Source organism: Clostridioides sp. LIBA-6622, assembly GCF_056716095.1.
Map to the genome: position 1 here is coordinate 1743240 of NZ_CP196998.1, position 26477 is coordinate 1769716.

Genomic DNA, 26477 nt, shown 5'->3' on the forward strand with positions numbered 1-26477 from the left:
TACCTACATATTTAAGTTAGCATTTATAATTTATTTTATTAAGTTGGATTTTAATGTTACTAGAAGTTTCAATTCTAGTAACATTTTTTATGTAGAAAACAAATATATATATGTATTGACAATGATAATTATTATTGATAAACTATAAAAGTAAAAATGATAATAATTATCATTTTAATTAAAAAAAGTTTTTAAGGAGGGAGAATGAAAAAAAGGTATTTAGTCATAGGAATAATAATTTTGTCTTATTTTTCTTTATTTATAGGAGCTGAAGATATAAATATAATGCATATATTTGCAAAAAATCAGCATAAACTTATGATATTTATCATGAGCAGAATACCAAGATTGATAAGTATATTGATTGCAGGAGTGGGGATGAGTATAGCAGGTCTTATAATGCAACAGATAAGTAAAAATAAATTTGTATCACCTACAACAGGAGCTACAATAGATGCAGCTCAATTTGGCATAGTAATCTGTATGATTTTAATACCAACTGCGTCTATTTTTACAAAGACCATAATAGCATTTATATTTTCTCTTATAGGGACTTTTATGTTTATGAAAATAATAAGTAAATTACAATTTAAAAATATAATCTTCGTACCATTAGTAGGTATAATGTTTGGAAATATAATAGGTTCTATGACAGATTTTATTGCATATAAATATGATTTGAGTCAAAATGTGAGTTCTTGGATGCAAGGGGACTTTTCTATGATACTTAAAGGAAATTATGAGATATTATATATCACAATACCGCTTATAATATTAGCATATATTTATGCAAATAAATTTACTGTTGTTGGTATGGGTGTGGATTTTGCAACAAACTTAGGGTTGAGTTATAAGAAGGTTGTTAATATAGGTCTAGTAATAGTGGCTCTTGTCACAGTATGTGTAGTTGTTACAGCTGGTAATATACCTTTTATAGGTCTAATAGTTCCAAATATTGTGTCCTTATATATGGGTGATAATATAAGGTCAAATATATGGTATACTGGTTTGTTTGGAGCTATATTTGTGCTTATATGTGATATTTTTGGAAGGCTAGTTATTTATCCATACGAAATATCTATAGGGCTTACAGTTGGAGTTATAGGAAGTATACTATTCCTTTATTTGATACTAAGGAGGAATGTAAATGAAGCTTAGTCTTAATAAGAAAATTTATTTTATTAGTATATTACTATTACTATCAATAGTTATTTTTACAATTTATGGGATAGATATGAATAATATCGATTATGCATTATCACAGAGAATACCAAAAATACTCGCTATGATATTAGGTGGAGGGTGTATAGCATTTACTACTGTAGTGTTTCAGACAATTACAAATAATCAAATATTAACCCCAAGCGTATTAGGTTTGGATTCATTATATGTAATGATTCAAACTATAATAGTATTCATATTTGGTTCAACTAGCAGTTTGATTACTAATGAAAATTATAATTTTATTATTAATGTTACTGTGATGATTGGAGCATCAATGTTATTATATAAGACATTATTTGAAAAAAATAAAAACAATATTTTCTTTTTAGTCCTAGTAGGTATGGTATTTGGAACATTATTTAAAAGTGCAACAACATTTATTCAAGTAATGATAGACCCAAATGAATTTCTAGCTTTACAGACTAGTATAATGGTCAGTTTAAATAATATAAATACTAATGTACTTTTAATAGCATTTATAATAATTATTGCTATGATACCTTTTATATATGACGAAATAAAGTATTTAGATGTATTATCTTTAGGTAGAGAGCAAGCAGTTAATTTAGGTGTAGATTTTGATAAAGTAGTTAAAAAAATGATAATACTGATAGCAATTTTAGTTTCAATATCAACAGCACTTATTGGTCCAATGACATTTTTAGGGCTTTTACTTGCCAATATAGCTAGAGAAATTTTTAAAACGTATAAGCATACATATTTAATTTTGGGGTCAATGTTGATAGGAATGATTACTTTAATAATTGGGCAATTTTTTATACAACATGTATTTAAATTTGATACCACTTTGAGTGTAGTAATAAATTTCATAGGAGGAATTTACTTTATTCAGTTATTATTAAAGGGGGCAAATAGATGATAGAAATAAGGAATATATTTAAAAAATATAAGAATAAAAATGTCGTAGAAGATGTTTCTTTTAATATAGAAAAGGGAAAGATAACTTCTTTTATAGGACCAAATGGAGCTGGAAAAAGTACTGTATTATCAATAGTAACAAGGCTTATAGGAGGTGATAGTGGCGAGGTAATAATAGAAGGAAAAAATTTAGTTAGTTACACTAATAAGGAATTGGCTAAAAAAATAGCTATTCTTAAGCAATCTAATAATATAACTTTGAGGCTCACAATAAGAGAATTAGTTGGATTTGGAAGATTTCCATATAGTGAAGGCAATCTAACTAAAGAAGATGAGAAGTATATCGATGAAGCGATAGAATATATGAAATTAACTGATATACAACATAAATATCTAGATGAGTTGAGTGGAGGTCAAAGACAAAGGGCATATATAGCAATGGTAATAGCCCAAGATACAGAGTACATATTGCTTGATGAACCACTTAATAATTTAGATATGAATCATTCAGTTCAAATGATGAAAGTGCTTAGAGGCCTTTGTGATGACCTAGATAAGACTATAGTATTAGTAATGCATGATATAAATTTTGCATCATGCTATTCAGATAATATAGTTGCATTAAAAAATGGAAAAATTGAGAAGGTAGGTCGTACAGACGAGATAGTCAATGAAAAAGTTTTAGAAGATATTTATGAAATGAACTTCAATATTAAAAATATAAATGGAAATCGAATTTGTATTTATTTTTAAAGTATTATATAAATACAAACGAACTTTATAAAAATTTAAATTAAAATAGACATCAACAAGAAAGAGGGAGATTTGACATGAATAAAAAAGTAGCAATATTAGCCGCAGTGGCAATAGTAGGATTAGTGACAGTGTTTGCATTAGGTGTAGGTGAAAAAAATGAATCCAAGACATCAGATAATCCAAATGATACTATAAAGATAACTCATAGTTTGGGAGAAACAGATGTAAAGCTAAAGCCTAAGAAGGTAGTAGTATTTGATTATTCGGCTCTAGATACAATGGATGCATTAGGAGTGGGAGAGAGTTTAGTAGGACTTCCAAAGTCAAGTTTACCAACATCTTTAGAGAAGTATAAAGATGAAAAATATGCAGATTTAGGAGGGTTGAAAGAACCAGATTTAGAAGGTATAAAATCAACAAATCCAGATTTAATTATAATAAATGGAAGACAAGAAGATTTTTATGAGCAATTATCGAAAATAGCACCAACAATAAGTACAAGTAAAGATGATAAGAAGTATTTGGATTCTGTTAAAAATAATATAGATAAAATAGGAAAAATATTTGGAGTAGAAGAAAAGGCTAATCAAGAATTTAATAAAATTGAAAAGAAGATAGAGACTTTAAATAAAAAAGTAACAGAAAAAAATTTAAATGCTTTAACTCTAATGGTAAATGAAGGTAACCTAAGTGTCTTTGGTGAAGAATCAAGATTTAGTATATTATATAATAGTTTTGGATTTGAAAATAAAGATAAAAATATAAAAGAATCAAGTCACGGTCAAAATATAACTTTTGAGTATATAGCTAAACAAAATCCAGAAGTTATGTTTGTTATAGATAGAGGAATAGCTACAGGTAGTGATGTAAAAGCAGGTTCAACAGCAAAATCTGTTTTAAATAATGATATAATAAAATCTATGGATGCATATAAAAATGATAATATAATCTATCTGGATTCACCAACATGGTATGTGAATGATGGGGGTCTAACTTCTTTAAATAAAATGATAGATGATGCATCACAAGCAGTTAACAAATAAATCTGTTATTTACAATAAACATGTTTTATCTATTACTTATTTAATCAGCCACTTAAAGTGGCTGATTTTTTATGGCTTAAATAATAATCTTAATTATAAGATAAATCTATTCAAAACATAAGAAAATAGAAAGTTACACTAGACAAAAAGAATAATTTTTAAATATAATTGAACTATATAGATGTATGTTGTCGCAATTATATAGTTTTAAGTTGTGTGTTACACTAAAAATAATATAAACTATATTTGAAAATAAGCATTTTTATATAAAAAACGTTTTTGTAAATGGATATAATGCTAAAAATAAACTATGTAAAATAAAAATTTCTATACTTTAATTGCATAGAAATTTTTATTGGAATTTCATGCACCTTATTTGAAAAATGATTATACACATGAAAAACAACATAGAGGATAGGGGTATTTTATGAAGAGAGTTTTGAAGGTAACTATCTTAGTTTTATTTATTTTATTAATTTCTATAAGCTCCATTTCGATTAAATTGATTCATAATATTGGTGACTATGGAAAACTGATTAATTATGTTGGTATAGTTCGGGGAGCTAGTCAGCGTTTAAGTAAATTAGAGATGAACAATAAACCTAATGACGAGCTAATAAATTATATTGATGGGATTTTACATGAATTGATTACAGGGGATGGAAAGTACGGATTGGTAATTGCTGATTGCAAAAAATATAACGATTACTTATTTTTACTAGAAAAAAAGTGGAAAGATTTAAATACTGAAATAGAAAAAGTAAGGATGAATGAAGAAAATAATCACTTATTAGATATAAGTGAAGAATTTTTTAATCTTGCAAATAGTACAGTGTTTGAAATAGAAAATTTTTCTAAAGAAAAAAGTGATTATCTAATGACTTTAATAATCATTATATCTATTATAGGTATGTTAGCATGGATTATATTGATTATACAATATAATAAAAAATTAATTAGTTTGGAGAAGTTAAATGTAGATTTAAAAAACATCGCATATAAAGATGAGCTAACAGGGGCGAATACTATAGAAAAATTTAAGATAGATGCAAATCAAAATATTCGCAAATATAAAGATAAGAAATTTGCTATATTCTATATTGATTTTGAAAATTTTAAATACATTAATGACATATTTGGATACGATTATGGAGATATGATACTGAAACGATATGCTAATCTTATGATGAATGATATTGGAAAATATGAGATATTTGCAAGAGAAATCGCAGATAGATTTATTGCTTTAAGAAGTTATGTAGATAAATCAGATTTAGTAATAAGGCAACGAGTTGTAGATGATAAACTGATTAATATTACAAATGAAATTAAAAACAAATATAGTATTACTATTGTTAGTGGAATTTGTTGCATTGAAGATGTAATTGAAAAACTAAACATAGATGATTTAATAAATCGGGCAAACTTTGCACAAAAAACAGTTAAAAACAAACCAGGTACTAATTATGCTTTTTATAATGAAAATATTCGTAAAAAAATGATTGAAGAAAATACAATTAAAAGTAGAATACATGAAGCTATTGAAAATAAAGAATTCGTAGTTTATTTTCAACCCAAAGTTAATTTACATAATCAAAAAATATGTTGTGCAGAAGCTTTAGTACGTTGGATGACTCCAGATAAAGGTATTATATCCCCTGCAATATTTATTCCAATATTAGAAAAGGATTTTTTTATTGGTTTAGTAGATAAGTATGTTTTTGAAGAAGTTTGTAGATGGATTAGAAAGAGATTAGATGAAAATAAACCATTTGTTCAGATATCAGTTAATGTCTCTAGAATACAGTTCTATAATACCAAATTTGTGGAAACGTACTCAAATATACAAAAGAAATATAATATACCCCAAAATACTATAGAAATTGAATTTACTGAGAGTGTCGCTTTTGAGAATCAAGAACACTTTTTGGAAATTATACAGGATTTACATGAAAATGGATTTACTTGCTCTTTAGATGACTTTGGAAAAGGGTACTCATCTTTAGGCGTTTTAAAAGATTTACCATTTGATGTTTTGAAGCTTGATTCTATGTTTTTTAATGCTAGTTTAGATAAGGAAAAAGAAAGAACAGTAATAAAAAATATTATACATATGCTAAAAGAACTTAATATTACAACTGTTGCTGAAGGAATTGAATGTAATGAGCAAGTTGAATTTTTAAAGGAGATTGGGTGTGATTTAGTTCAGGGATATGTATTCTATAAACCAATGCCAATGTTAGAATTTGAAGAACTACTGGATAAAGAATGTGCTTATAATAGTTACCAAGTAAATACTCATTAAAAAAGAGACTGTAAGTAAATTTACTTACAGTCTCTTATATAAAACACTTATTTTCTTCCTGCAACCCATTTTAAGCCCCAATGGAACTCATTGTCCATTTCTTTATGGCCTTTAAAGTATTTAATTACTTTTTCAACACTGAATGTTTCATCATTTACATTTTCTATCAAGGCTATTGAACACATATTATATCCATTTTTATGTTCATCAAGCTTAACAACTAAATCTGAATCCTGTTTTTGTTTAATTGTTACAATTCCATCAGCCTCAGACCAATTAGCTACACCTTCATAGATAAAAGCATAAATAAGTATTCTTTTTATTTCTTTTATTTTATTACCATTTATTCTTATATTTTCTCCTTGTGTATTGCTACCTGTTCGGTCATCTCCATCTAGTTGAGCAAAAGGTGGATGTTCTAAACTACCAAAAGAATTACCTAATGCTTGGACAGCACCTTTTACGCCATTTTTCATTTCAAACAAGCAACCTAAATCTAAATCTATATTACTGCTTTTTAGAGAGCCAAAAAAACCTTTTTTTTGTATTTTTTGATTCCAATTTAAATTAACTAAGATTTCACCTAAATCACTATTTTCTTTTTTTGTAAGGTTTATTTTTTGTCCCTTTTTTAATTCTATAGCCATAGTAATTTTCCTCCATAAACATAGATTTACTTAAATGGTAGCACTTAACAAGTCAATATTCAACAAGATTAGAATAATAATATTAAAATTATACTAAAAAACAGGAATTACAATGCCTTTATATTTCTCTTCAATTATACTTCTTGCTTTGTCTGATGTAAGAACATCTTGTAGAACTTTAATTTTTTCACTATCTTTATCTTCAGTTCTAAATGCTAAAAGATTTGCATATTCATCATTTATAGGTGCTGTATAAAGTCCATTTTTCTTAGCATCAAGACCAGCAGGTACTGCATAAGTAGTATCTATAAATGCAGCAGTTACATCTGGAAGAGAAGATGGAATCTGAGCAATATCTAATTCTTTGAATTGTATGCCTTTTGGATTTTCTATTATATCTTTAGGACTAACTAATCCGTCACCTTTAGGTAAAGTTAAAAGTCCGATACTTTCAAGGTATCTAAGGTCTTTAGAACAAGAAGATGGGTTGTTACTTATTGCGATTGTATCTCCTTTTTTAAATTCATCAATAGATTTTATCTTGTAAGAGTAAAGGATAGCTGGGCATACATATAGTTTTTTTCCAGCCATTATTTTATATCCTTTAGCTTTAACAGCTTCTTTTAGATAAGGTTCGTGTTGGAATAGATTTGCATCAATTTCTCCATTATTTAAAGCTTCGTTTGGAAGTATGTAGTCATCAAAATTTTTAATTTCCAAAGTATAACCTTTTTCTTCTATAAGTGGTTTTAATTCTTCTAATAATTCTCCACCTGGTACTAAAGTAGCACCAACAACGATTTTTTTGTCATCATTAGCTTTAGAGCATCCAACTATAGATAAAGTAAAAACTAGACATAATAACAAACTTAATAATTTTTTGAATTTCATATAAATTCCCTCCTGAATATGATTGATTAGTTAAAAATAAAATACCCTCTTTTATCACACTGCAAAATAAAATAAGCCTGAGTTTAAACTCAGGCTTTAAAAGCTAATTTAGACTCATCTTTCAGTATAATACTGCAGGATTTAGCACCAATGTATATAAAAATATACTGGTTGCTGGGTTTCATAGGGCCAGTCCCTTCACCACTCTGGATAAGAAGTATCAATTTTTAATTATGTTATAAATATTATCATGATTTTTTATATATGTAAACATAATTTTATAAATATTTTAAAATCTTTAGTATTTCTATTTAACACCTAAGATTCCAGAAACTAGAATATCAGTATCAGCTCCTAAGAAATAATCATTTATTTCAATTGAATTTAAAATATTTCTTAAAGCATTTTCTTCATGTTTCGTGCCAACAAGCTCATTTTCCACAAATGAAACGTCACATTTTCCAAAAAAATCCCCAAAAAATTTTATACTAGTTATTATACCTTTATCAACATTTAGATTAAATTCAACATTTCCACCAGTATATTTTAATTCATTTGAAAGAGTATATTTTGGTGAATTACCAAAGTTCCAGTCCCATGTTTCATATTTTAACTTAGTAAGTCTCTCTATTTGCTCGATGTCATATTCACTTAAATAATAGTTAGTATTATCAGTATTAGTCTTAGAAAGATAATTCATTATTGCACTCTTAAATTCTAGAATATCCATTTTAGATTGTAGATGTTCACTTATATTAGTTACACGAGATTTTACAGATTTTATGCCCTTTCCTTCAAATTTTATAGGTTTTACTTTTAGAGCTTTTGAAAGGTCATTTATTTCAGATGAAAATAGCAGTGTACCATGATGCATTACCTTATTTTTGTAGTTGTATTGAGCATTTCCAGAAAACTTCTTGCCATCTATAAGAAGGTCATTTCTTCCAGAAAATTCAGCATTTACATCTAATGTTTTAAGTAAATCTATTATTGGTTGAGTGAATCTTCTGAAATCACTAAAGCTATTATTATTGCAGGCTATAAATGTAAAATTTATATTTCCTAAATCATGAAATACAGCTCCACCACCAGATTGTCTTCTAACAACAGGTATAGAATTTTCTTTTATATATTCTAAATTTATTTCAGAAAGTGTATTTTGGTTTTTTCCAACAATTATAGAAGGTTCATTCCTCCATAAAATAAATAAGTCTTCGTCAAAATTTTTTAGAAGATATTCTTCCATTGCTAAATTGAAGTAAGGGTTTGTCTTTTCATTGTAAATTAGTAACATTAAAGTAATTCCTCCATATAATTGATAAAATTTTTTTGTTATTCTTAGTACAATTAATTTTATAATTCGACAATAATATAAAAAGTCCTTTAAATTAGAAGATAATCATATATTAGTAGAAATGTATATTAAATATAATCAGAAAAATATGGTATTTTATATAAAAAATAAAAAGGAATTTTAAAAACTGCCTTGCAAAGTTTAAATAAATAATATATACTCAAAATATACTTAATAAAAGTGAATAGAAGGGTAGAGGCGCAATAATCTATCAGTACTAATAATGAGTTAAGCACAGAGATTTATTAGGAAAGGAGATATTGCCGAAGTTTTATAATCAATGCTTTAAGATTATATTGCTGGGGGTACATAGAAAATGTGTACAACTGTCACAGGTTTATTTGTGGTGAGCTATCATTTAAGGAATTATATTATATTTATTTTTAATATCATTGATGTATTGTAATTTTCAAGCCTTGAGTGTTTAGCACTTAAGGCTTTTTTTATTTTATCAAATACCCTGTATAATTCACAAAACAAAAAAAGAGAGGGAGATTTATATGAAAAACAAAAAAATTAATATTATTTTTCTGACGACAATTATGTTTATAATGTCAACAGTAATGGTTTTTGCGGAGGAAGATATAGACACTATTGCACTAGCGAATGCAGAAAAATTTGGAATCTTAACTTTAATACCACCATTAGTTGCTATAATACTTGCATTTATAACTAAAAACGTAATAATTTCTTTACTTATAGGGATTCTTTCTGGTAGCTTTATAATTAAAGCTAGTGGGATAAATGTGTTTGCTACATTTATACAAGCATTTTTAGATTTAGTTGATAGAGCTTTGGTATCGTTATCAGACCCGTGGAATGCAGGTATAATACTACAAGTTCTAGCAATTGGAGGAGTGATAAATCTTGTTGCAAAAATGGGAGGAGCTAAGGCTATAGCTGAAGCACTTGCCAAAAGAGCAAAATCAGCAAAAGGTACACAAATTATAACATGGTTTTTGGGTCTTTTAGTATTCTTTGATGATTATGCCAATTCGTTAATAGTAGGGCCTATGATGAGACCTGTTGCAGATAAAATGAAAATATCAAGAGAAAAATTGTCCTTTATAATAGATGCTACAGCAGCACCAGTTGCTGGATTAGCTATAATATCTACATGGATAGGTCTTGAAGTTGGTTTAATACATGATGCTTTTGAAAGTATAAGTGTGGATGTTGATGCGTTTGGTATATTTTTAAATACAATACCATTTAGATTTTATAATATATTAATATTAGCATTTATTGTAATATCAGCATTATTATTAAAAGAATTTGGACCAATGAGAAAAGCAGAGATAAAATCTAGAAGCAGAAAAGTTGGTACAGACCTTGATGAAGGTGTAGAAGAATTAGATGATTTAGCTCCAAAAAATGGAGTAAAATTGAGTGTGTGGAATGCTATAATTCCAATAGGGACATTAATAGTAGTTGCTCTAGCATCATTCTATTACAGTGGATATACATCTATAATGGGTGGTGAAGATAAAGCTTTAATACAATTATTTACAAATTCACCATATTCTTTTGAGGCAATAAAAGAAGCTTTTAGTGCATCTGATGCATCTAGAGCATTATTCCAATCTGCACTTGTTGCAAGTTTAGTTGCTATTATAATGGCTATAGTTAAAAAGATTTTTACAGTGTCAGAAGCAATTGATGTTTGGATAGATGGAATGAAAAGCTTAGTAATCACTGGTGTAATATTAATACTTGCATGGTCATTAAGTTCAGTAATAAAAGAATTAGGTACAGCTAAGTTTTTAATACACTTATTATCAGGTTCATTACCTCCATTCTTATTGCCAAGTTTAATATTTGGTTTAGGAGCAATAATATCTTTTGCTACTGGAACAGCTTATGGAACAATGGGTATACTTATGCCACTTGCAATACCACTAGCATACTCACTAAATCCTGATATGTCTTATGTAATAGTAAGTACAAGTGCAGTTTTAACAGGTGCAATATTTGGAGACCATTGTTCTCCAATTTCAGATACAACAATACTTTCTTCAATGGGAGCTGGCTGTAATCATATAGACCATGTTAATACTCAAATGCCATATGCTATATTTACAGCAGTAATCACTATTGTATTTGGATATATACCAGCTGGCTTTGGACTGCCAATATATATAGTGTTACCATTGGCTATAGTGGCTGTGTTTGTTGGTATTCAAATAATTGGTAAGAGAGTTGATGAAGCAGAGATAGAACTTGCAGAATAAGGATATAAATAAATTTCACCTTTTATTATCATTGTTTTGTTAGTTTTTAGATAATATTAAAAAGTTATTGAAAATAATAGCGAAATATAGTAAAATAAAAGAGTGATAAGCGGATGTGGCGGAATTGGCAGACGCACTAGACTTAGGATCTAGCGCCATTGGCGTGGGGGTTCGACTCCCTTCATCCGCATTATACAGTACTTAGTTGTGCTGAAAAAAACTGGGGTTGCTGGCTTTCGGAGTGGGCTATCCCGTTTTTATTTTTTGATAAATAAATCAAATATAAAAGCACATTGAGTGTTTTCAAATTAGAAGATACATGTAATATACAATTGTCTATACCCAAAATGCCCACCTTACACCAAATCTATCTTCAAATCTTACAGTGCATGGACTGTAATCTGTGGATTGTATTGGGTTAATTGTAATACTTTCAAACTCCATGTTTGAATAAGCTCTTTTTAGCTCATCTTCGTTATCAAATTGGAGGCATAACTGATATCCTCCAGACCTTGAAACTCCATCACTATTGCCAAAATCATTTAGTATGAGCAATTCATCATGAATTGTCAGTTCTGCATGAACAACAAGATTTGAATTGGAATCTTCAATGAGTGTTTTAACATCAGCATATAGAGTGTTCTTATATAACTCTATCGCCTCCTTACAATTTCCGTTAAAATATATATGCGTTGCCAGCATTAAAATTCCTCCTGTATTTTATATTACACTATCATTCACATTATCTGAATAAATGTTATTTGTATTATAACATAACTAGTTGAAAAAGGATATTGACAGTCCCATGTCGATAACCTGAAAGCATATTTAATGCTTTTTTGCTGTTTAAAAGTGTGTATAAATATAAATTTGTTAATGAGAAAAAATCTTATTTTTCACAAAGATAAAGTTGCAAACGATTCTATTGTATGTATAAATATATCTTTAACATAATATAGTAAATTACAATATAACTTTACTTTTAGTGTTTTATATGACATGCTAATAATAAATTAAATAAATATATTATTTTACATTAATATATAACATATACGTATAAAAGTTAATATTATAAAAGTAGTATAATTGATAATAAAAACTTAACAAAAAAATTAATACATAAAAAAAAATAAATATAATGTGTTGACATTTAATCGAAATATTCATACAATAAAAATGAAAATAAATATTTCCAAATGAGATTAGCGAGAGAGACCTTTATATAAAAAGGCGCCGAAGAAGAAATTTAAGAAAATGCCAATTCTTAGAGAAACTTTCAGGCAAAGATATCGCTAATTGATGGGACTCTGGAGAGACTTAGGTTAGTACACTATAAGTCACCGAAGAAGCAAAATAATATTAAATTATTAAATCTTTCAGGTATACAAACAGGGATATATAGGCTAGGATTATTTTCTATGCTGATATATCTTTTTTTTATGAAAAAGTATATGACATAATATCAAAATTACTTAAATATAGTGGGTCTAAATTTATGGGGAGGGTTATATATGAATGAATTGAAAAGAGTACCTTTGTATAATATACACAAAGAGCTTGGAGCAAAACTTGTTGAATTTGCTGGTTGGGAGATGCCTTTAGAATATGAAGGAATAAATAAAGAGCATGAAATGGTTAGAAAAAGTGCAGGTATCTTTGATGTATCTCATATGGGAGAGGTACAAATAAAAGGAGTAGATTCAGAAAAATTTATACAGAATTTAGTTACAAATGATATAAGCACATTAAAGATAAATGACATTATATATACACCTATGTGTTATGAAAATGGTGGAGTAGTCGACGATTTATTAATATATAAATTTGGTGAAGAAGATTATTTATTAGTAATAAATGCAGGTAATATAGATAAAGATGTAGCATGGATAATAAAGCAAAGTAAAAGATACAATGTAGACATACAAAATGTTTCTAATAAAGTTAGCCAATTAGCAGTTCAAGGGCCTAAGGCAGAAGAAATTCTTCAAAAAATTACAGACATAGATTTAAAATCAATAAAATTTTATAAATCAATTCCATCAGTAAAAATATGTGGTTTAATTTGTTTAGTTTCAAGAACAGGATATACTGGAGAAGATGGATTTGAGATATATTGTAAAAGTGAACATACAGAAATAATTTGGAATGAAGTTTTAAAGGTTGGAGGAGAGGACATATGTCCTGCTGGTCTAGGTTGTAGAGATACTTTGAGATTTGAAGCAGCTCTCCCTCTATATGGTCATGAAATAAATGAACATATATCTCCAATTGAAGGAGGATTATCCATTTTTGTAAAAACAAATAAAGAAGATTTTATTGGAAAAACAATCTTATCAGAAGAAAAAGAAAATGGAGCAAAAAGAAAATTAATAGGATTTGAAATGCAAGGTAAAGGGATGCCTAGAAATGGATATGATATAAAGATTGGTGACAAAACAGTAGGTTTTGTAACAACAGGATGTGCATCTCCAACAACAGGAAAGATTTTAGGTATGGGAATTATAGATTCTGAATATGCAAAATCAGGAAATGAAATAGGTATAGCAATCAGAAAAAAAGTTGTTCCTGCCATGGTAGTTAAGAAACCTTTTTATAAAAAGCAATATAAAAAAGATACTACTATATCGAATGAAGAAAATAAATTTTCATATATACCTGCTACAAATGAAGATAAATCAAAGATGTTAAAGGTAGTAGGGTTAAATTCAGTTGATGAATTATTTTCAGATATACCAGATGAAATAAAGTTAAAAAGAGATTTAAATTTGGAAAGTGGAAAATCTGAATTAGAAGTAAGTAAAATAGTAAAGAGGTTGTCGGAAGAAAATTTAAGTTTAGAAGACTTAACTTGTTTCCTTGGAGCTGGTGCATATGACCACTATATACCATCAATTATAAAACATATAACTTCAAGGTCTGAATTTTATACAGCATATACTCCATATCAGGCTGAAATAAGTCAAGGGACTTTACAAGTAGTATTTGAGTTTCAATCTATGATTGCAGAAATTACTGGCATGGAAATTGCAAATGCATCAATGTATGATGGAGCAACTGCTGCAATAGAAGCATGTATAATGGCTATGAACCAGACTAGAAAAAGTAAAATAGTAGTATCAAAAACTACACATCCTGAAACTTTATCAGTACTTAAAACTTATCTACAATATAAAGATTGTGAAATAGTAGAAATTGATTTTTGTAATGAATATGGAACTACAGATATAGAAAAATTAAGAGCTTCAGTAGATAAAGATACAGCATGTGTTCTTATACAGACTCCTAACTTTTTTGGAATTATTGAAGAGATGGGAGAAATAGAAAAAATAACTCATGAAAATAAGGCTATGTTAATTATGAGTGTTGACCCAATATCATTAGGTGTTCTAAAGACACCAGGTGAAATAGGAGCAGATATTGTTGTTGGAGAAGCTCAATCACTAGGAAATCCTATGAACTTTGGAGGACCTTATGTAGGATTTTTAGCTAGTAAATCTAAGTATATGAGAAAAATGCCAGGGAGAATAGTTGGGCAAAGTTTAGATACAGAAGGCAAAACTGCGTATGTATTAACTTTACAAACTAGAGAGCAACATGTAAGGAGAGAAAAAGCAACTTCTAATATATGTTCAAATCAAGCCTTAAATGCTCTTGTAGCTTCAATATATATGTCTACTATGGGAAAAGAAGGCTTTAAAGAAGTTGGCATGCAGTCTATGAAAAAAGCACATTATGCTTATAATAAACTTATAAAAACAGGAAAATATAAGCCAATATTCAAAGGGAAATTTTTCAAAGAATTTACTGTACAAGGGAATTTTAATATAGAAACAATAAATAATAAGCTTTTAGAAGAAAATATATTAGGTGGTTATAATTTGGAACACAATTATCCAGAATTAAAAAATTCAACTTTACTTTGTGTAACTGAGAAAAGAAGCAAAGAAGAAATAGATAAGTTAGTTGGAATAATGGAGGGATTATAATGAAAGAATATAATAGTTTGTTGATAGATATATCTAAAAAAGGCAGAAAAGCATATTCACTTCCAAAGTTAGATATAGATGATATAAAAGTAGAAGATATGATTGACCAAAGTATGGTTAGACAAAGTGAGTTGAATTTGCCAGAAGTTGGTGAATTAGAATTGGTTAGACATTATACCCTATTATCAAATAAAAATTTTGGAGTTGATACAGGTTTTTATCCTTTAGGTTCTTGTACTATGAAATATAACCCTAAAATAAATGAAGATATGGCAGCACTTCCAAACTTTACAGGAATGCATCCATACCAATCTTCAGACATAGCACAAGGTTCTCTTTCTTTAATGTATGACTTGTCAAATAGACTTGCAGAAATTACAGGTATGGATGAAGTTACACTACAACCTTCAGCGGGTTCACATGGCGAGTTTACAGGGCTTATGATTATAAAAGCATACCATGAAAATAGAGGGGACCATAAGAGAACCAAAGTAATAATTCCAGATTCTGCTCATGGAACAAATCCAGCAAGTGCAGCTATGGCAAACTTTGATGTGATTCAGATAGCATCTGATAAAAAAGGAGCTATAGATATAGAAGCGTTAAAAGAAGTTTTAAGTGATGAAGTAGCAGCTCTTATGCTTACTAACCCAAGTACTCTTGGACTATTTGAAAAAAATATAAAAGAAATAGCAAATCTTGTACATGAAGCAGGAGGACTTTTGTACTATGATGGTGCAAATATGAATGCTATTATGGGAATAACAAGACCTGGAGATATGGGATTTGATGTAGTGCATCTTAATCTTCATAAGACTTTTTCTACTCCTCATGGAGGAGGAGGTCCAGGAGCTGGTCCTGTTGGAGTTAAAAAAGAATTGATACCTTTTTTACCAATACCAGTAATTGAAAAACAAGAAGATAAGTATGTATTAAATTATAATAGAGAAAAATCTATCGGAAAAATTAAAAATTTCTATGGTAATTTTGGAGTGCTTGTAAGAGCTTACACATATATATTAACGATGGGAAGAGATGGTCTTAAAGAAGCTAGTGAGATGGCAGTTTTAAATGCTAATTATATTAAAGAGAGTATAAAAGATGATTATGTCTTACCAATAGATACTTTGTGTAAACATGAGTTTGTATTAGGTGGCTTACCAAGAGGAGAGGCAAATATAAAAACTATCGATATAGCAAAGAGACTATTAGATTATGGATACCATCCTCCAACAATGTATTTTCCTCTTATTATAAATGAAGCACTTATGATAGAACCTACAGAAAGTGAAAGTATAGAGACATTAGATAGTTTTATAGAAGCTATGAAAAATGTTGCTAAAGAGGCGAAAGAAGAACCAGAACTATTGAAAACTGCTCCACATAATACTTTAGTTAAGAGAGTGGATGATGCAAGGGCGGTAAAGAAACCTATACTTACATGGTCACAAAGATAAAAAATTAAAAATAGCAAATACAAATATAAATATAAAGAAATTTGTATTTATAACAAAAAGCTATCTGGCTTAATATAGTCTAGATAGCTTTTTTATGTATTGGTATTTACCACTGAAGTTTTAAATTACATTAGTATCCATATAGAATGTTAGGATAAGGATTATAATACCAATATTTATAGTAATTATAGAACTTTATTTTGATACAATTTTATCTACTTTTTTAGATTAAAAGAAACTTAACTAAAATATATCGAAATTTATAAAAATTTAGGAAATCTTAAGAATTATAATATTTAAATCTTTAGATTTATATTTTATTATATAGACTATAGAATAATAAAATAAAAAAATTGATAATTTTATAATATATTTGTAGATTTAAGTATAAAAAAATCATTAAGTTGAAAGGAGCAGAATATGGATAAACTTAATTTAAAAAGGTATAATTGTGATATAAGTATGGGATTAAGTAGTGAACAACTTCAAAGTAGAATAGATAATAATTTGGTTAATGTATTTGATAATGGAAAAACTAAAACATATAAACAAATTCTTAAAGATAATGTGTTTACACTTTTTAATCTAATAAATATTATTTTAGTATGTTTATTAGTATCAGTTGGTTCTTTCAAGAATACTTTGTTTATATTTATTGCTGTAATCAATACTATTATAGGTTTAATTCAAGAAATAAGAGCTAAGAGATTATTGGACAATCTATCTGTCATAGTTTCAAATAAGGTATCTGTTATAAGAGAGAAAGAGAAAAAAGAGATTGATGTACAAGAATTGGTATTAGATGATATTATGATTTTAAAAACAGGAAATCAAATTTGTGCAGATTCAAAGGTTTTAGATGGAAAATTAGAAGTAAATGAGTCTTTAATTACAGGAGAATCTGATATTATCGTAAAAAGCAAAGGTGATTTCTTATATTCTGGTAGTTTTATAGTTTCTGGAGATGCTTTTGTGAGAGTTGAAAATATAGGAAAAGATAATTATGCAAATAAGATAGCTAATGATGCTAAGGTTTCTAGAAAACATAATTCTCAGCTTAGAAATTCATTAAATACAATATTAAAAGTAGTAGGTATAATAATTATTCCTCTAGGAATTATATTATTTGCAAAGCAACATTTTGGAAATGGAGATTCTATAACGACATCTGTGGTGGGAACTGTGGCAGCAGTAAATGGAATGATACCAGAGGGATTGACATTGCTTACAAGTATTGCATTAGCTGTAGGAACTATAAAGCTTGCAAGTCATAAAACTTTAGTGCAAGAATTGTACTGTGTAGAGACACTTGCTAGGGTTGACACATTATGTCTTGATAAAACAGGTACAATTACAGAGGGTAAAATGCAAGTTGATGATGTAGTAGTGCTAGAGGAAGTAGATATTGACGATATAATGGGTAATATATGTAATGCTCTTAAGGATGATAATGCAACACTAAATGCAATAAAAGATAAATACCATATTTTAGATACACATAAAGTTAAAAATTTAATTCCATTTTCATCAGAAAGAAAATACAGTGGAGTTGCATTTGAAAATAAAGGTACATATTTGCTAGGGGCATTTGAGTTTATTTTTAAGGAGAAATATAAAGAACTTAAAATAGAGGTTGAAAGATATTCTAAAAAAGGCAATAGAGTAATAGTTTTAGCTCATAGTAATTCTTATATAGAAGGAAATAATATACCTGAAGATATAAAACCACTAGCTTTTATATTGATATTGGACAAAATTAGAGATGAAGCTAAAGAAACATTAGAATTTTTTTATAATGAAGGTGTAGATATAAAAATTATATCTGGAGACAATCCAATAACAGTAAGTGAAGTGGCTAGAAAAGCAGGTCTTAAAACGGCGGGTAATTTTATTGATGCAACAACACTTAAAAATGATGAAGATATATATAAAGCAGTTGATAAATATAGTGTTTTTGGAAGGGTAAGCCCTCAACAGAAAAAACAAATGATTTTAGCATTAAAAAAACAAAATCACACAGTAGCTATGACTGGAGATGGTGTAAATGATGTGCTAGCACTTAAAGAAGCCGATTGTAGTATCGCTATGGCTTCTGGAAGTGATGTTACTAAAAATGTTTCTAATCTAGTATTATTGGACTCTAATTTTGCATCAATGACAAAAGTTGTTATGGAAGGAAGAAAGGTAATTAATAATATTCAAAGAGCATCTTCTTTATTTTTAGTAAAGACGATTTTTTCATTCTTCTTGTCTATATTAACATTATTCTTCTTTAGTAGACAGTATCCATTTGTGCCTATACAATTATCACTAATTGGAGCTGTAACGGTAGGTATACCATCATTCTTCTTAGCTCTTGAAGTGAATAAAAGTAGAATTTCAGGAAACTTTTTACTCAATATATTAAAAAATGCTTTACCAGGAGCATTATGTGTGACAGTAAACGTAATTATTGTTTACAACATAGTTGAATACTTAGGTTATAGTTCAAGCGTATTTTCTACAATGTGTGCTATATTAACTGGAGTATGTGGACTTTTAATATTAAGACAACAATGTTTACCATTTAATAAAGAAAGATTATTTTTAATTGTAAGTATGACCATTGCATTTGTTATTGGAATTCTATTTTTAGGTGGATTATTCTCATTCGTAGCATTGAGTAGAGACTTAATTCTTATAACTATGGCGTTAGCAGTATTAATGCCAATTATGATAAAAGTAATGTTATTCGTATTAGATGAGATATTAGATACAATAGTTCCAGATTTAAATTAAATTTAAAACTATATAAAAAGGAGCAGCTCTTCATTGAACTGCTCTTTTTAGATGTGTTTAATTTTATGTAAGAATATGTATGTTTATTAATCAGCTATATATGAGCAACAGTAGTCAACAACTTCATTAACTTTTAAATCGAAACTTGAATCGCTTGGAACATTAAATTTCTGACCTTCTTTATAAGTTATAAACTCATTACTTCCAGGTAACTTTACATCCATGCTTCCAGCAAGCATTTCCATTATTTCTTCTTCTCTAGTAGAAAAAGTATATTCTCCAGGTAACATTAATCCTAAAGTTTTTCTTTCTCCATTAGGGAATATTATTACTCTACTACTTACTTTACCATCAAAATAAACGTTTGCCTTCTTTAGTGCAGTAACATTTTTAAATTCACTCATTAGATAAAACCTCCAAAATTATTTATACATATATATTATATAAAAATAATGTGAAAATTACTAGATATTTACAAATAAAATTTAGTATTTATTAAAAATTTTAATATAAATAAAAAATAAAGAAAAATATATAGATATTTATGGAAAAATTTACAGTAGACTATACTATTGACCCTACATTTTTCCAAATATATAATATGAGAAGTATTTAAGTTGTGGACTTTATGCTACACATTAAAAACATAAAGATAAGATATAATTTAAATATACAATCTAAAATTTATAGATACAGAAATGGGGGATAAATTTGTCAAAAAAAATATTAATTATAGAAGATGATATAGACATACAAAATATAATAAAAGCATTTTTAGAAAATGCAGGATACTTTATTATAACAGCAAAAGACGGTCTTGATGGTATTGAAAAGTTTAAAAAATCTCAATTTGATTTAATTCTAGTAGATATACTTATGCCAAAGATAGATGGGTTTGTAGTTTGTGAAATGATAAGAAATGAATCTAATATTCCAATTATTATACTTACAGCACTAGATGAAGAAACAGACCAAGTAAAAGGTTTTGAATTGAAAGTGGATGATTATATAACAAAGCCTTTTTCCACAATAGTGTTACTTAAAAGAGTTGAGGCAGTGTTAAGGAGAGCTAATGATAAAGAAGACAGTTATGAAAATAGAGAGTTTTTATCATATAAAGATATAAATATTGATGTTGAAGGATATAAAGTTTTTGTAAATGGGAAAAAGATTGAATTGACTGCCAGAGAATTTGAAGTTTTAAAAGAATTAATAGAACACAAGGGACGAGTGCTTACTAGGGAAATTTTAATAAATAATCTTTGGAAATACGATTTTTTAGGTGATGAAAGAGTTGTAGATACACATATAAAAAATCTTAGAAAAAAGCTCAATATAGATTACATAGAAACAATAAGAGGGGTAGGGTATAGAGTTGATGTATTGGATTAAGAAAAGTCTGAGTAGGAAAGTTTTTTTTGGTACAACATTGATACTCATTTTATCATGTACATTAATTTATATGTTTATCATGATGTCAATGCCAAAAACATATAAGTTATATTTAACAGATGATATAAAAAAAAATTTAGAGAAATTTGCTAAAGATATTGAAAAAACAAAATATGAAGATTCAGCATTTAAATTTTATGACTTTATAGTCAAAAACGATGTATATATTAGTTTAACTAAAAATGGAGAAGTAGTAAAGATACCATCTAATGTAAGATACAAAAAACAAGAGGATGTAAATACTGCATTAGATAAGAATCAAAAAAGTATATTTAATGAAAATAATTTTTTATATAAATACTTAAATAATAATCAAATTTCAGAACGTAGTTATTCAAGTACAATAACAACTAATATTAAATTTAAAGATAGTTCTGATGAATATGTTATCTTTATCACACCAAAGTTGAAGGCAATTGATGAAGTATCTGTAATTTTACTAAAACTTATACCAATAGTTGCAATAATGATTTTAATAGTATCACTTGTAACTGCTTTTATTTATTCTCGTATGATTACAAAACCTGTTGTTAAGATAAGTAAAACTGCAAAAAAAATTGCTCAAATGAGTCTAGATGATAGATGTGATGTAGATAGTAGTGATGAAATAGGGTCTCTTGCGTTAAGTTTAAATGAACTTGCATATAACCTATCAATTACACTTAATAATCTTGAAGATGCAAACTTAAAACTTCAAGAAGATATTGAAAAAGAGAGAAAGAATGAAATAAGTAGAAGAGCTTTCTTTGTGGCTGTATCTCATGAGTTAAAAACACCAATTACTATTATAAAAGGTCAACTTGAAGGAATGATATATAATATTTGTATGTACAAAGATAGAGATACTTATTTAAAGCACTCATTTAAAGTAGTAGAAACTATGGAAGAGATGGTACGTGAAATTCTTGATATTTCTAGGATGGAATCACCAGGATTTAAATTAAATGAAGTTGAAATCAATATAAGTTCATTAATTCAACAATCAATACAAAACTATTCAATGCTAGCAACGAATAAGAATATAGATATTATTAAGAATATAGAAAAAAATATATACTCTTCTGTAGATATAAAATTGATGAAAAAAGCTATTTCTAATATTATTAATAATTCAATTAAACACTCAGAAAAGGGTGCTTTAGTAAGTATAGATTTTTATAATAATAATGAGTGTGGGTTTCTTGAGGTTGAGAACTCAAACGCATTTATATGTGAAACTGATATGGAAAATATATTTAATCCATTTTATCGAGTAGATAAATCACGAAGTAGACAATCTGGAGGAAGTGGTTTGGGATTATATATTATTAAAATTATATTTGATATGCATAGAATCAAATATAAGATTGAAAATACATCAAAAGGTGTAAAGTTTACAGCTATATTTCCTGTTGTATTAGAAGATAAATTGTAGTAAATATTTTATCAATAAAATAACTCTATACTAAAATTTTTAAAGTTAATTTAAATTTTTGGTATAGGGTTATTTTTTGATGAGTATATAGATAAAGGATATTTAGTTACCATGTAAAAAACAAATTGAGAACATCTTAACTACATATTTCATTTATATAATAAAAATTGTAAATAAGAAATCAAAAAATGAAAGGTGAGTGAAGTATGAAAATTGATGTTAAAAATTTAAATATGACTTATAAGGCAGGAAAGAGAGCATTAAAAGATATAAATATTAGCCTTGAAAGTCCAAATTTGATAGGCTTACTTGGACCTAATGGAGCAGGAAAAAGTACTTTAATGAAGCTTTTGACTTCAAGAATATTACAAACATCAGGTCAGATTGTAGTAAATGGAAAACCACTTCAACAGTGTGAAATAGAATTAAAAAGCAAGTTAGGATATTTGCCACAAGAATTTGGATTATATGATGAACTGACTGTATATCAATTTCTTGAATACATGTCAGTTTTAAAAGGTATTAATAAGAATACAGAAAAGATAATAGAAGAGGTTATCACTCAAACTAACTTATTAGAGAAGAAAAATTCAAAGATTAGAACTTTATCAGGTGGTCAAAAACAGAGAGTTGGAATTGCTCAAGCAATAATGGGAAATCCAGAGCTACTAATACTGGATGAACCTACAGTTGGATTAGACCCAGAAGAACGAATAAATTTCCGCAACTTATTCTCAAAAAACTCAAGAGATAAAATTGTAATATTGTCCACACATATTATAGAAGATGTTCAATCTGTATGTAATAGACTGATAGTAATAAATAAAGGAAATGTACTGTTTGATGGAAGTTCTGAAGAGTTGATTAAAAAAGCAAAAGGACATGTTGGAGTTTATGAAGATAAAAAAGGAGAAATACATAGTAATAAAAAAAATAAGTTTAAAGTTACATCAAACATTCTTACTACTACAGGGACTTCATATCGTATTGTAAGTCATAAGCTTCCAGAGTTTGCAATACCTGTTGAACCATCATTAGAGGATGCATATATGTTTTTGATATCTGAGGAGGAGATAAAGTAATGCAATCAATTAAATTTATCAAAGATGAGATAAAGAGACTTTTTAGTTCAAAGATTACATGGGCTTTTATATTGGTAATAGCATTAGTTCCAGTAATATCAATAATAATATATGAAATGTCTAAAGTATTGCCACATGGTAGTTCGGAGCAAGTATTTAGTTTAAGCATATCTACTTTGATTAAGCCAGCAAAACTAGGAGCTTTAATAGGAACAGTTTTATTTTCGATGTTTACAATATATGAGATGGATAGTATCTATAGAAATAAAACCAATGGCATCATAGAAACTATTATGGATGCGAAAAGTATTAATTTAGCTAGAGTAATTTCAATTATTATATCTGCTATAGTGGCTGTAATAATTTCAATGATTATATGTTTTCCATATTCTATTATTAAGATGGGTGAAAATTTTAGTTTAAATATTTATATGATAAATTATTTGATTTTGATGTTACCAGCTATATTGTTTAGCATTTTATTTTCAGCAGGATTTTATTCTATAACAAGACGTATTGATTTAAGCCTTATTATGATACTTATTTTAGTATTCTTATCTATGAATATAAAAGATAGTTACATTATAGACTGGGTACAAACTAAGGTTACTATTTACTCTTCTAGTTTTGGAAATGCTTTATCACTGAGAACATTATATTGGAATAGATTACTTTGGAGCTTCGTCTCAATATCAATATATTTAGTGGGAGTAATGTGTACAAGAAAATATGAAAAAAATATTTTTTCATCTATATTGATTAATGTAAAGAAGATACCATTATTAGTTTTAACTATAGTAGTGATTGCTGGTTCTTATAGTATATATGCACTTGAGCCATATTATGATGATTCTCCTCCAATTAAAATGGAAAATGTAACAGATAAGAAGTCTGGTTCAAGTGTAGTTATGGCCACTAGAGCTGAGGAAAAGTTAAATAAAAATATAAAACTACTTGATTCAATTCTTAATTTAAAAATAAATCCTAAAAAAGCAAGTTTAGATGGAAAAGTAGAATACACTATGGAAAATATTAGTGGAAAGGAGCAAAAACTAGACTTTGACTTAAATCCTGGATATAACATTGAATATATCAAGATAAATGGAAAGAAAGCTGAATTTGATATTTCTAAGAAAAAGCAAGCAACAAATAGATTTAGTATAAACACAACTAAAGATAAAAAACTTAAAATTGAAATTAAATATGGTGGTAAATTGATAAATGACCAACTGTTTCAAGATGTACTTATGGGAGATGTAATAAGTAGAGAGAAGGTTATATTAAGTAACAGTTCAGTATTTCCAAAACCTAAAATTGATATTATGAATACAATGGAATCAATGGTTCATGGTAGTATAACTTTACCTACAGGTATAACACCAATAACAAGTGGCATCAGTACAGAAAAGATAAAAGTTGATAAGAACAATAATGAATGTACATGGAAATTTAATACACAGGGAACAAAATTAACTATAATAGCTGCAGATTATGTGAGAAAAGATATACAAGCAGGTGGTATTAAAACACAGTTTTATTATAATAAAAAAGATGAAAGTAAAATAAATAAACTAAATGCAGAGAAAATCATAAAAGATTCTATAAATTTTTATACAAAGCATTATGGAGAATTAGATAGTTATAAAGTTATACCACTTAAAATAGTGGAAGGAGGAGCTTCATCAGGAATGTTCTCTGGAGGAAAAGCATATGAGAATATAAGTTACATGGATGAGAATGTATTTAATTCAAATACATTTGATAATTTAGGAGAAGGCAGTAATGGAGCTGAAGTCTTGGCACATGAAATATGCCATCAATGGTGGGGAATTATAGTGCAACTTGACCAAATGGTACCTCCTTGGTCAGCAGAAGGTATAACAAATTATGTGACTAATAAATTTATGGAGTATGAATATGGAAAAGAATATAGTAAAAAAAGTATAGATAATTGGAAAAAAGAAAATGACATGCTTAACAGAAATTTCTATATGAATAATCCTCAATATTTAGAAAAATTGCCTGAAAACTATGTATTCAATATACTATCACCTAATTCTATGAGACTTCTATATAATAAGATGCCATTACAATTTTTGAAGGCAGAAGAAATTTTAGGAGAAGACAAGTTTGAAAATATTCTTAAAGATTTGTATAACAAGTACAAGTACAATATATTAAAATATGATGATTTCTTGAAAGCTTGTAATCTTACAGAGGAGGAATTGAATCTTGAATAATTTAAAAATAATAAGATATGAAATGAAGAGATTATTATTCTCTAAGGTTTATTTAGTTTTACTATTAATAACAGGATGGTTCTCCTACAATATACTTAAGACAAAGACAATCTATGGTTTAAATGATACAGCACCATTTTCAGAATGGAGTTATTCTAGTTTTTTACTTGATGTAAATCCATTTTTACTTGTTATAGTTCTTATGTTTTGTACATATATATTTTCAAAAAAAGAAGAAGCAGTAAGAACAATTACTATGACAACTAAGATAAAGCCTACAACATATTTTTGCTTAAAAAGTATTACAATAGCGGTTGCATATTTTCTAACAGTTACAGTTGTAATTGCAATAAGCTTTATTTTTTACACTAGATTATTTCAATTTAATAATTTTGAAACTCTTATAAAACCAATACTACTTATTTTAATACCATCAGTATTATTTGTATCAGGTGTAGGTATGTTTATTGGAAATATAAATGGAAACTTACTATATATTTTTATTCCAATAACATTTCTTTTAACAAATTCAAATGTATTATCTATTATATCTGGCAAGAGTCTTGTAAATTCTATAATAGAAAATAAAGTTGCAGATAGGATGGGGAATCTTGCATTTGATGTGCCAGTGGAGTTTTTGATAAGTAGAATGATTCTTGGAGTTATAGGTGCAATCTTAATACTTAGTGTATGTAAATCATACAATAAAAGTAAAGCTTAATATTAATTACAAAAAAG

Annotated in this window: 19 protein-coding genes, 1 tRNA gene and 3 riboswitches; of the genes, 15 read left to right on the top strand and 5 right to left on the bottom strand. The window is 27.6% G+C overall.

The genetic code is table 11. The annotated features are described in order from the left end of the window. Positions 1-204 precede the first annotated feature (204 nt). From ACTG47_RS08300 to ACTG47_RS08320, 5 genes are all read left to right on the top strand, one after another. Positions 205-1158 (top strand): iron chelate uptake ABC transporter family permease subunit, encoded by a 954-nt coding sequence (locus tag ACTG47_RS08300; protein ID WP_169468080.1) that lies wholly within the window; start codon positions 205-207, stop codon positions 1156-1158. Further along, a complete protein-coding gene (locus tag ACTG47_RS08305) occupies positions 1148-2104 on the top strand; it encodes an iron chelate uptake ABC transporter family permease subunit (RefSeq protein ID WP_479926789.1) in 957 nt (318 codons plus the stop codon). Before ACTG47_RS08300 ends, ACTG47_RS08305 begins: the two co-directional genes overlap by 11 nt. Then, the gene (locus ACTG47_RS08310) at positions 2101-2856 is read left to right on the top strand and encodes an iron ABC transporter ATP-binding protein (protein ID WP_479926790.1); all 756 of its coding nucleotides are present in this window, start codon (positions 2101-2103) and stop codon (positions 2854-2856) included. The genes ACTG47_RS08305 and ACTG47_RS08310 overlap by 4 nt, the downstream gene beginning before the upstream one ends. Positions 2857-2933: 77 nt before the next feature. Beyond that, on the top strand, positions 2934-3902 hold the full coding sequence (locus tag ACTG47_RS08315; RefSeq protein WP_479926791.1) for a siderophore ABC transporter substrate-binding protein: 969 nt from the start codon (positions 2934-2936) through the stop codon (positions 3900-3902). Positions 3903-4329: 427 nt separating this feature from the next. Further along, positions 4330-6207: a putative bifunctional diguanylate cyclase/phosphodiesterase gene (locus ACTG47_RS08320; protein ID WP_479926792.1), complete on the top strand. Its 1878-nt coding sequence runs from the start codon at positions 4330-4332 to the stop codon at positions 6205-6207. Between the two features lie 47 nt (positions 6208-6254). Here the strand turns inward: ACTG47_RS08320 and ACTG47_RS08325 are convergent, their stop codons facing one another. The 3 genes from ACTG47_RS08325 to lplA form a co-directional block, all read right to left on the bottom strand. Continuing rightward, positions 6255-6854, bottom strand: coding sequence for a TerD family protein (locus tag ACTG47_RS08325; protein ID WP_479926793.1), 600 nt, complete (start codon positions 6852-6854; stop codon positions 6255-6257). Positions 6855-6947: 93 nt separating this feature from the next. After that, positions 6948-7745 (bottom strand): MetQ/NlpA family ABC transporter substrate-binding protein, encoded by a 798-nt coding sequence (locus ACTG47_RS08330; RefSeq protein WP_169468068.1) that lies wholly within the window; start codon positions 7743-7745, stop codon positions 6948-6950. Positions 7746-7856: 111 nt separating this feature from the next. Then, positions 7857-7962, bottom strand: a riboswitch (SAM riboswitch). 90 nt (positions 7963-8052) lie between these two features. Beyond that, positions 8053-9039 (bottom strand): lipoate--protein ligase, encoded by a 987-nt coding sequence (gene lplA / locus ACTG47_RS08335; RefSeq protein ID WP_479926794.1) that lies wholly within the window; start codon positions 9037-9039, stop codon positions 8053-8055. 245 nt (positions 9040-9284) lie between these two features. After that, a riboswitch (Lysine riboswitch) is annotated at positions 9285-9461 on the top strand. Positions 9462-9599: 138 nt separating this feature from the next. On the opposite strand from lplA, the gene ACTG47_RS08340 reads away from it, so the two are divergent. After that, the gene (locus tag ACTG47_RS08340; RefSeq protein ID WP_479926795.1) at positions 9600-11330 is read left to right on the top strand and encodes a Na+/H+ antiporter NhaC family protein; all 1731 of its coding nucleotides are present in this window, start codon (positions 9600-9602) and stop codon (positions 11328-11330) included. 109 nt (positions 11331-11439) lie between these two features. Then, a tRNA-Leu gene (locus tag ACTG47_RS08345) sits at positions 11440-11520 on the top strand. 146 nt (positions 11521-11666) lie between these two features. On the opposite strand, the gene ACTG47_RS08350 is transcribed toward ACTG47_RS08345, so the two are convergent. Then, positions 11667-12032 (bottom strand): VOC family protein, encoded by a 366-nt coding sequence (locus ACTG47_RS08350; protein WP_479926796.1) that lies wholly within the window; start codon positions 12030-12032, stop codon positions 11667-11669. Between the two features lie 494 nt (positions 12033-12526). Next, positions 12527-12632, top strand: a riboswitch (glycine riboswitch). A gap of 209 nt (positions 12633-12841) precedes the next feature. On the opposite strand from ACTG47_RS08350, the gene gcvPA reads away from it, so the two are divergent. From gcvPA to ACTG47_RS08365, 3 genes are all read left to right on the top strand, one after another. Further along, positions 12842-15316 (top strand): aminomethyl-transferring glycine dehydrogenase subunit GcvPA, encoded by a 2475-nt coding sequence (gene gcvPA, locus ACTG47_RS08355; protein ID WP_479926797.1) that lies wholly within the window; start codon positions 12842-12844, stop codon positions 15314-15316. Continuing rightward, a complete protein-coding gene (gene gcvPB / locus ACTG47_RS08360) occupies positions 15316-16773 on the top strand; it encodes an aminomethyl-transferring glycine dehydrogenase subunit GcvPB (protein ID WP_479926798.1) in 1458 nt (485 codons plus the stop codon). The genes gcvPA and gcvPB overlap by 1 nt, the downstream gene beginning before the upstream one ends. 420 nt (positions 16774-17193) lie before the next feature. Next, positions 17194-19551, top strand: coding sequence for an HAD-IC family P-type ATPase (locus tag ACTG47_RS08365; protein ID WP_479926799.1), 2358 nt, complete (start codon positions 17194-17196; stop codon positions 19549-19551). A gap of 86 nt (positions 19552-19637) precedes the next feature. Here the strand turns inward: ACTG47_RS08365 and ppnP are convergent, their stop codons facing one another. After that, the gene (gene ppnP, locus ACTG47_RS08370) at positions 19638-19955 is read right to left on the bottom strand and encodes a pyrimidine/purine nucleoside phosphorylase (RefSeq protein ID WP_479926800.1); all 318 of its coding nucleotides are present in this window, start codon (positions 19953-19955) and stop codon (positions 19638-19640) included. A gap of 307 nt (positions 19956-20262) precedes the next feature. Here ppnP and ACTG47_RS08375 point away from each other — a divergent pair, with 307 nt between their 5' ends. The 5 genes from ACTG47_RS08375 (at position 20263) to ACTG47_RS08395 (ending at position 26460) form a co-directional block, all read left to right on the top strand. Continuing rightward, positions 20263-20943 (top strand): response regulator transcription factor, encoded by a 681-nt coding sequence (locus ACTG47_RS08375; RefSeq protein WP_479926801.1) that lies wholly within the window; start codon positions 20263-20265, stop codon positions 20941-20943. Positions 20944-21013: 70 nt separating this feature from the next. Next, positions 21014-22417, top strand: coding sequence for a HAMP domain-containing sensor histidine kinase (locus ACTG47_RS08380; RefSeq protein ID WP_479926802.1), 1404 nt, complete (start codon positions 21014-21016; stop codon positions 22415-22417). A 206-nt stretch (positions 22418-22623) separates the two neighbouring features. Further along, positions 22624-23499, top strand: a complete 876-nt coding sequence (locus ACTG47_RS08385) for an ATP-binding cassette domain-containing protein (RefSeq protein ID WP_479926803.1) — start codon at positions 22624-22626, stop codon at positions 23497-23499. Next, positions 23499-25739 (top strand): M1 family aminopeptidase, encoded by a 2241-nt coding sequence (locus tag ACTG47_RS08390; RefSeq protein WP_479926804.1) that lies wholly within the window; start codon positions 23499-23501, stop codon positions 25737-25739. Before ACTG47_RS08385 ends, ACTG47_RS08390 begins: the two co-directional genes overlap by 1 nt. Further along, positions 25732-26460: a hypothetical protein gene (locus ACTG47_RS08395; protein WP_479926805.1), complete on the top strand. Its 729-nt coding sequence runs from the start codon at positions 25732-25734 to the stop codon at positions 26458-26460. Before ACTG47_RS08390 ends, ACTG47_RS08395 begins: the two co-directional genes overlap by 8 nt. The last annotated feature ends 17 nt before the right edge of the window (positions 26461-26477 follow it).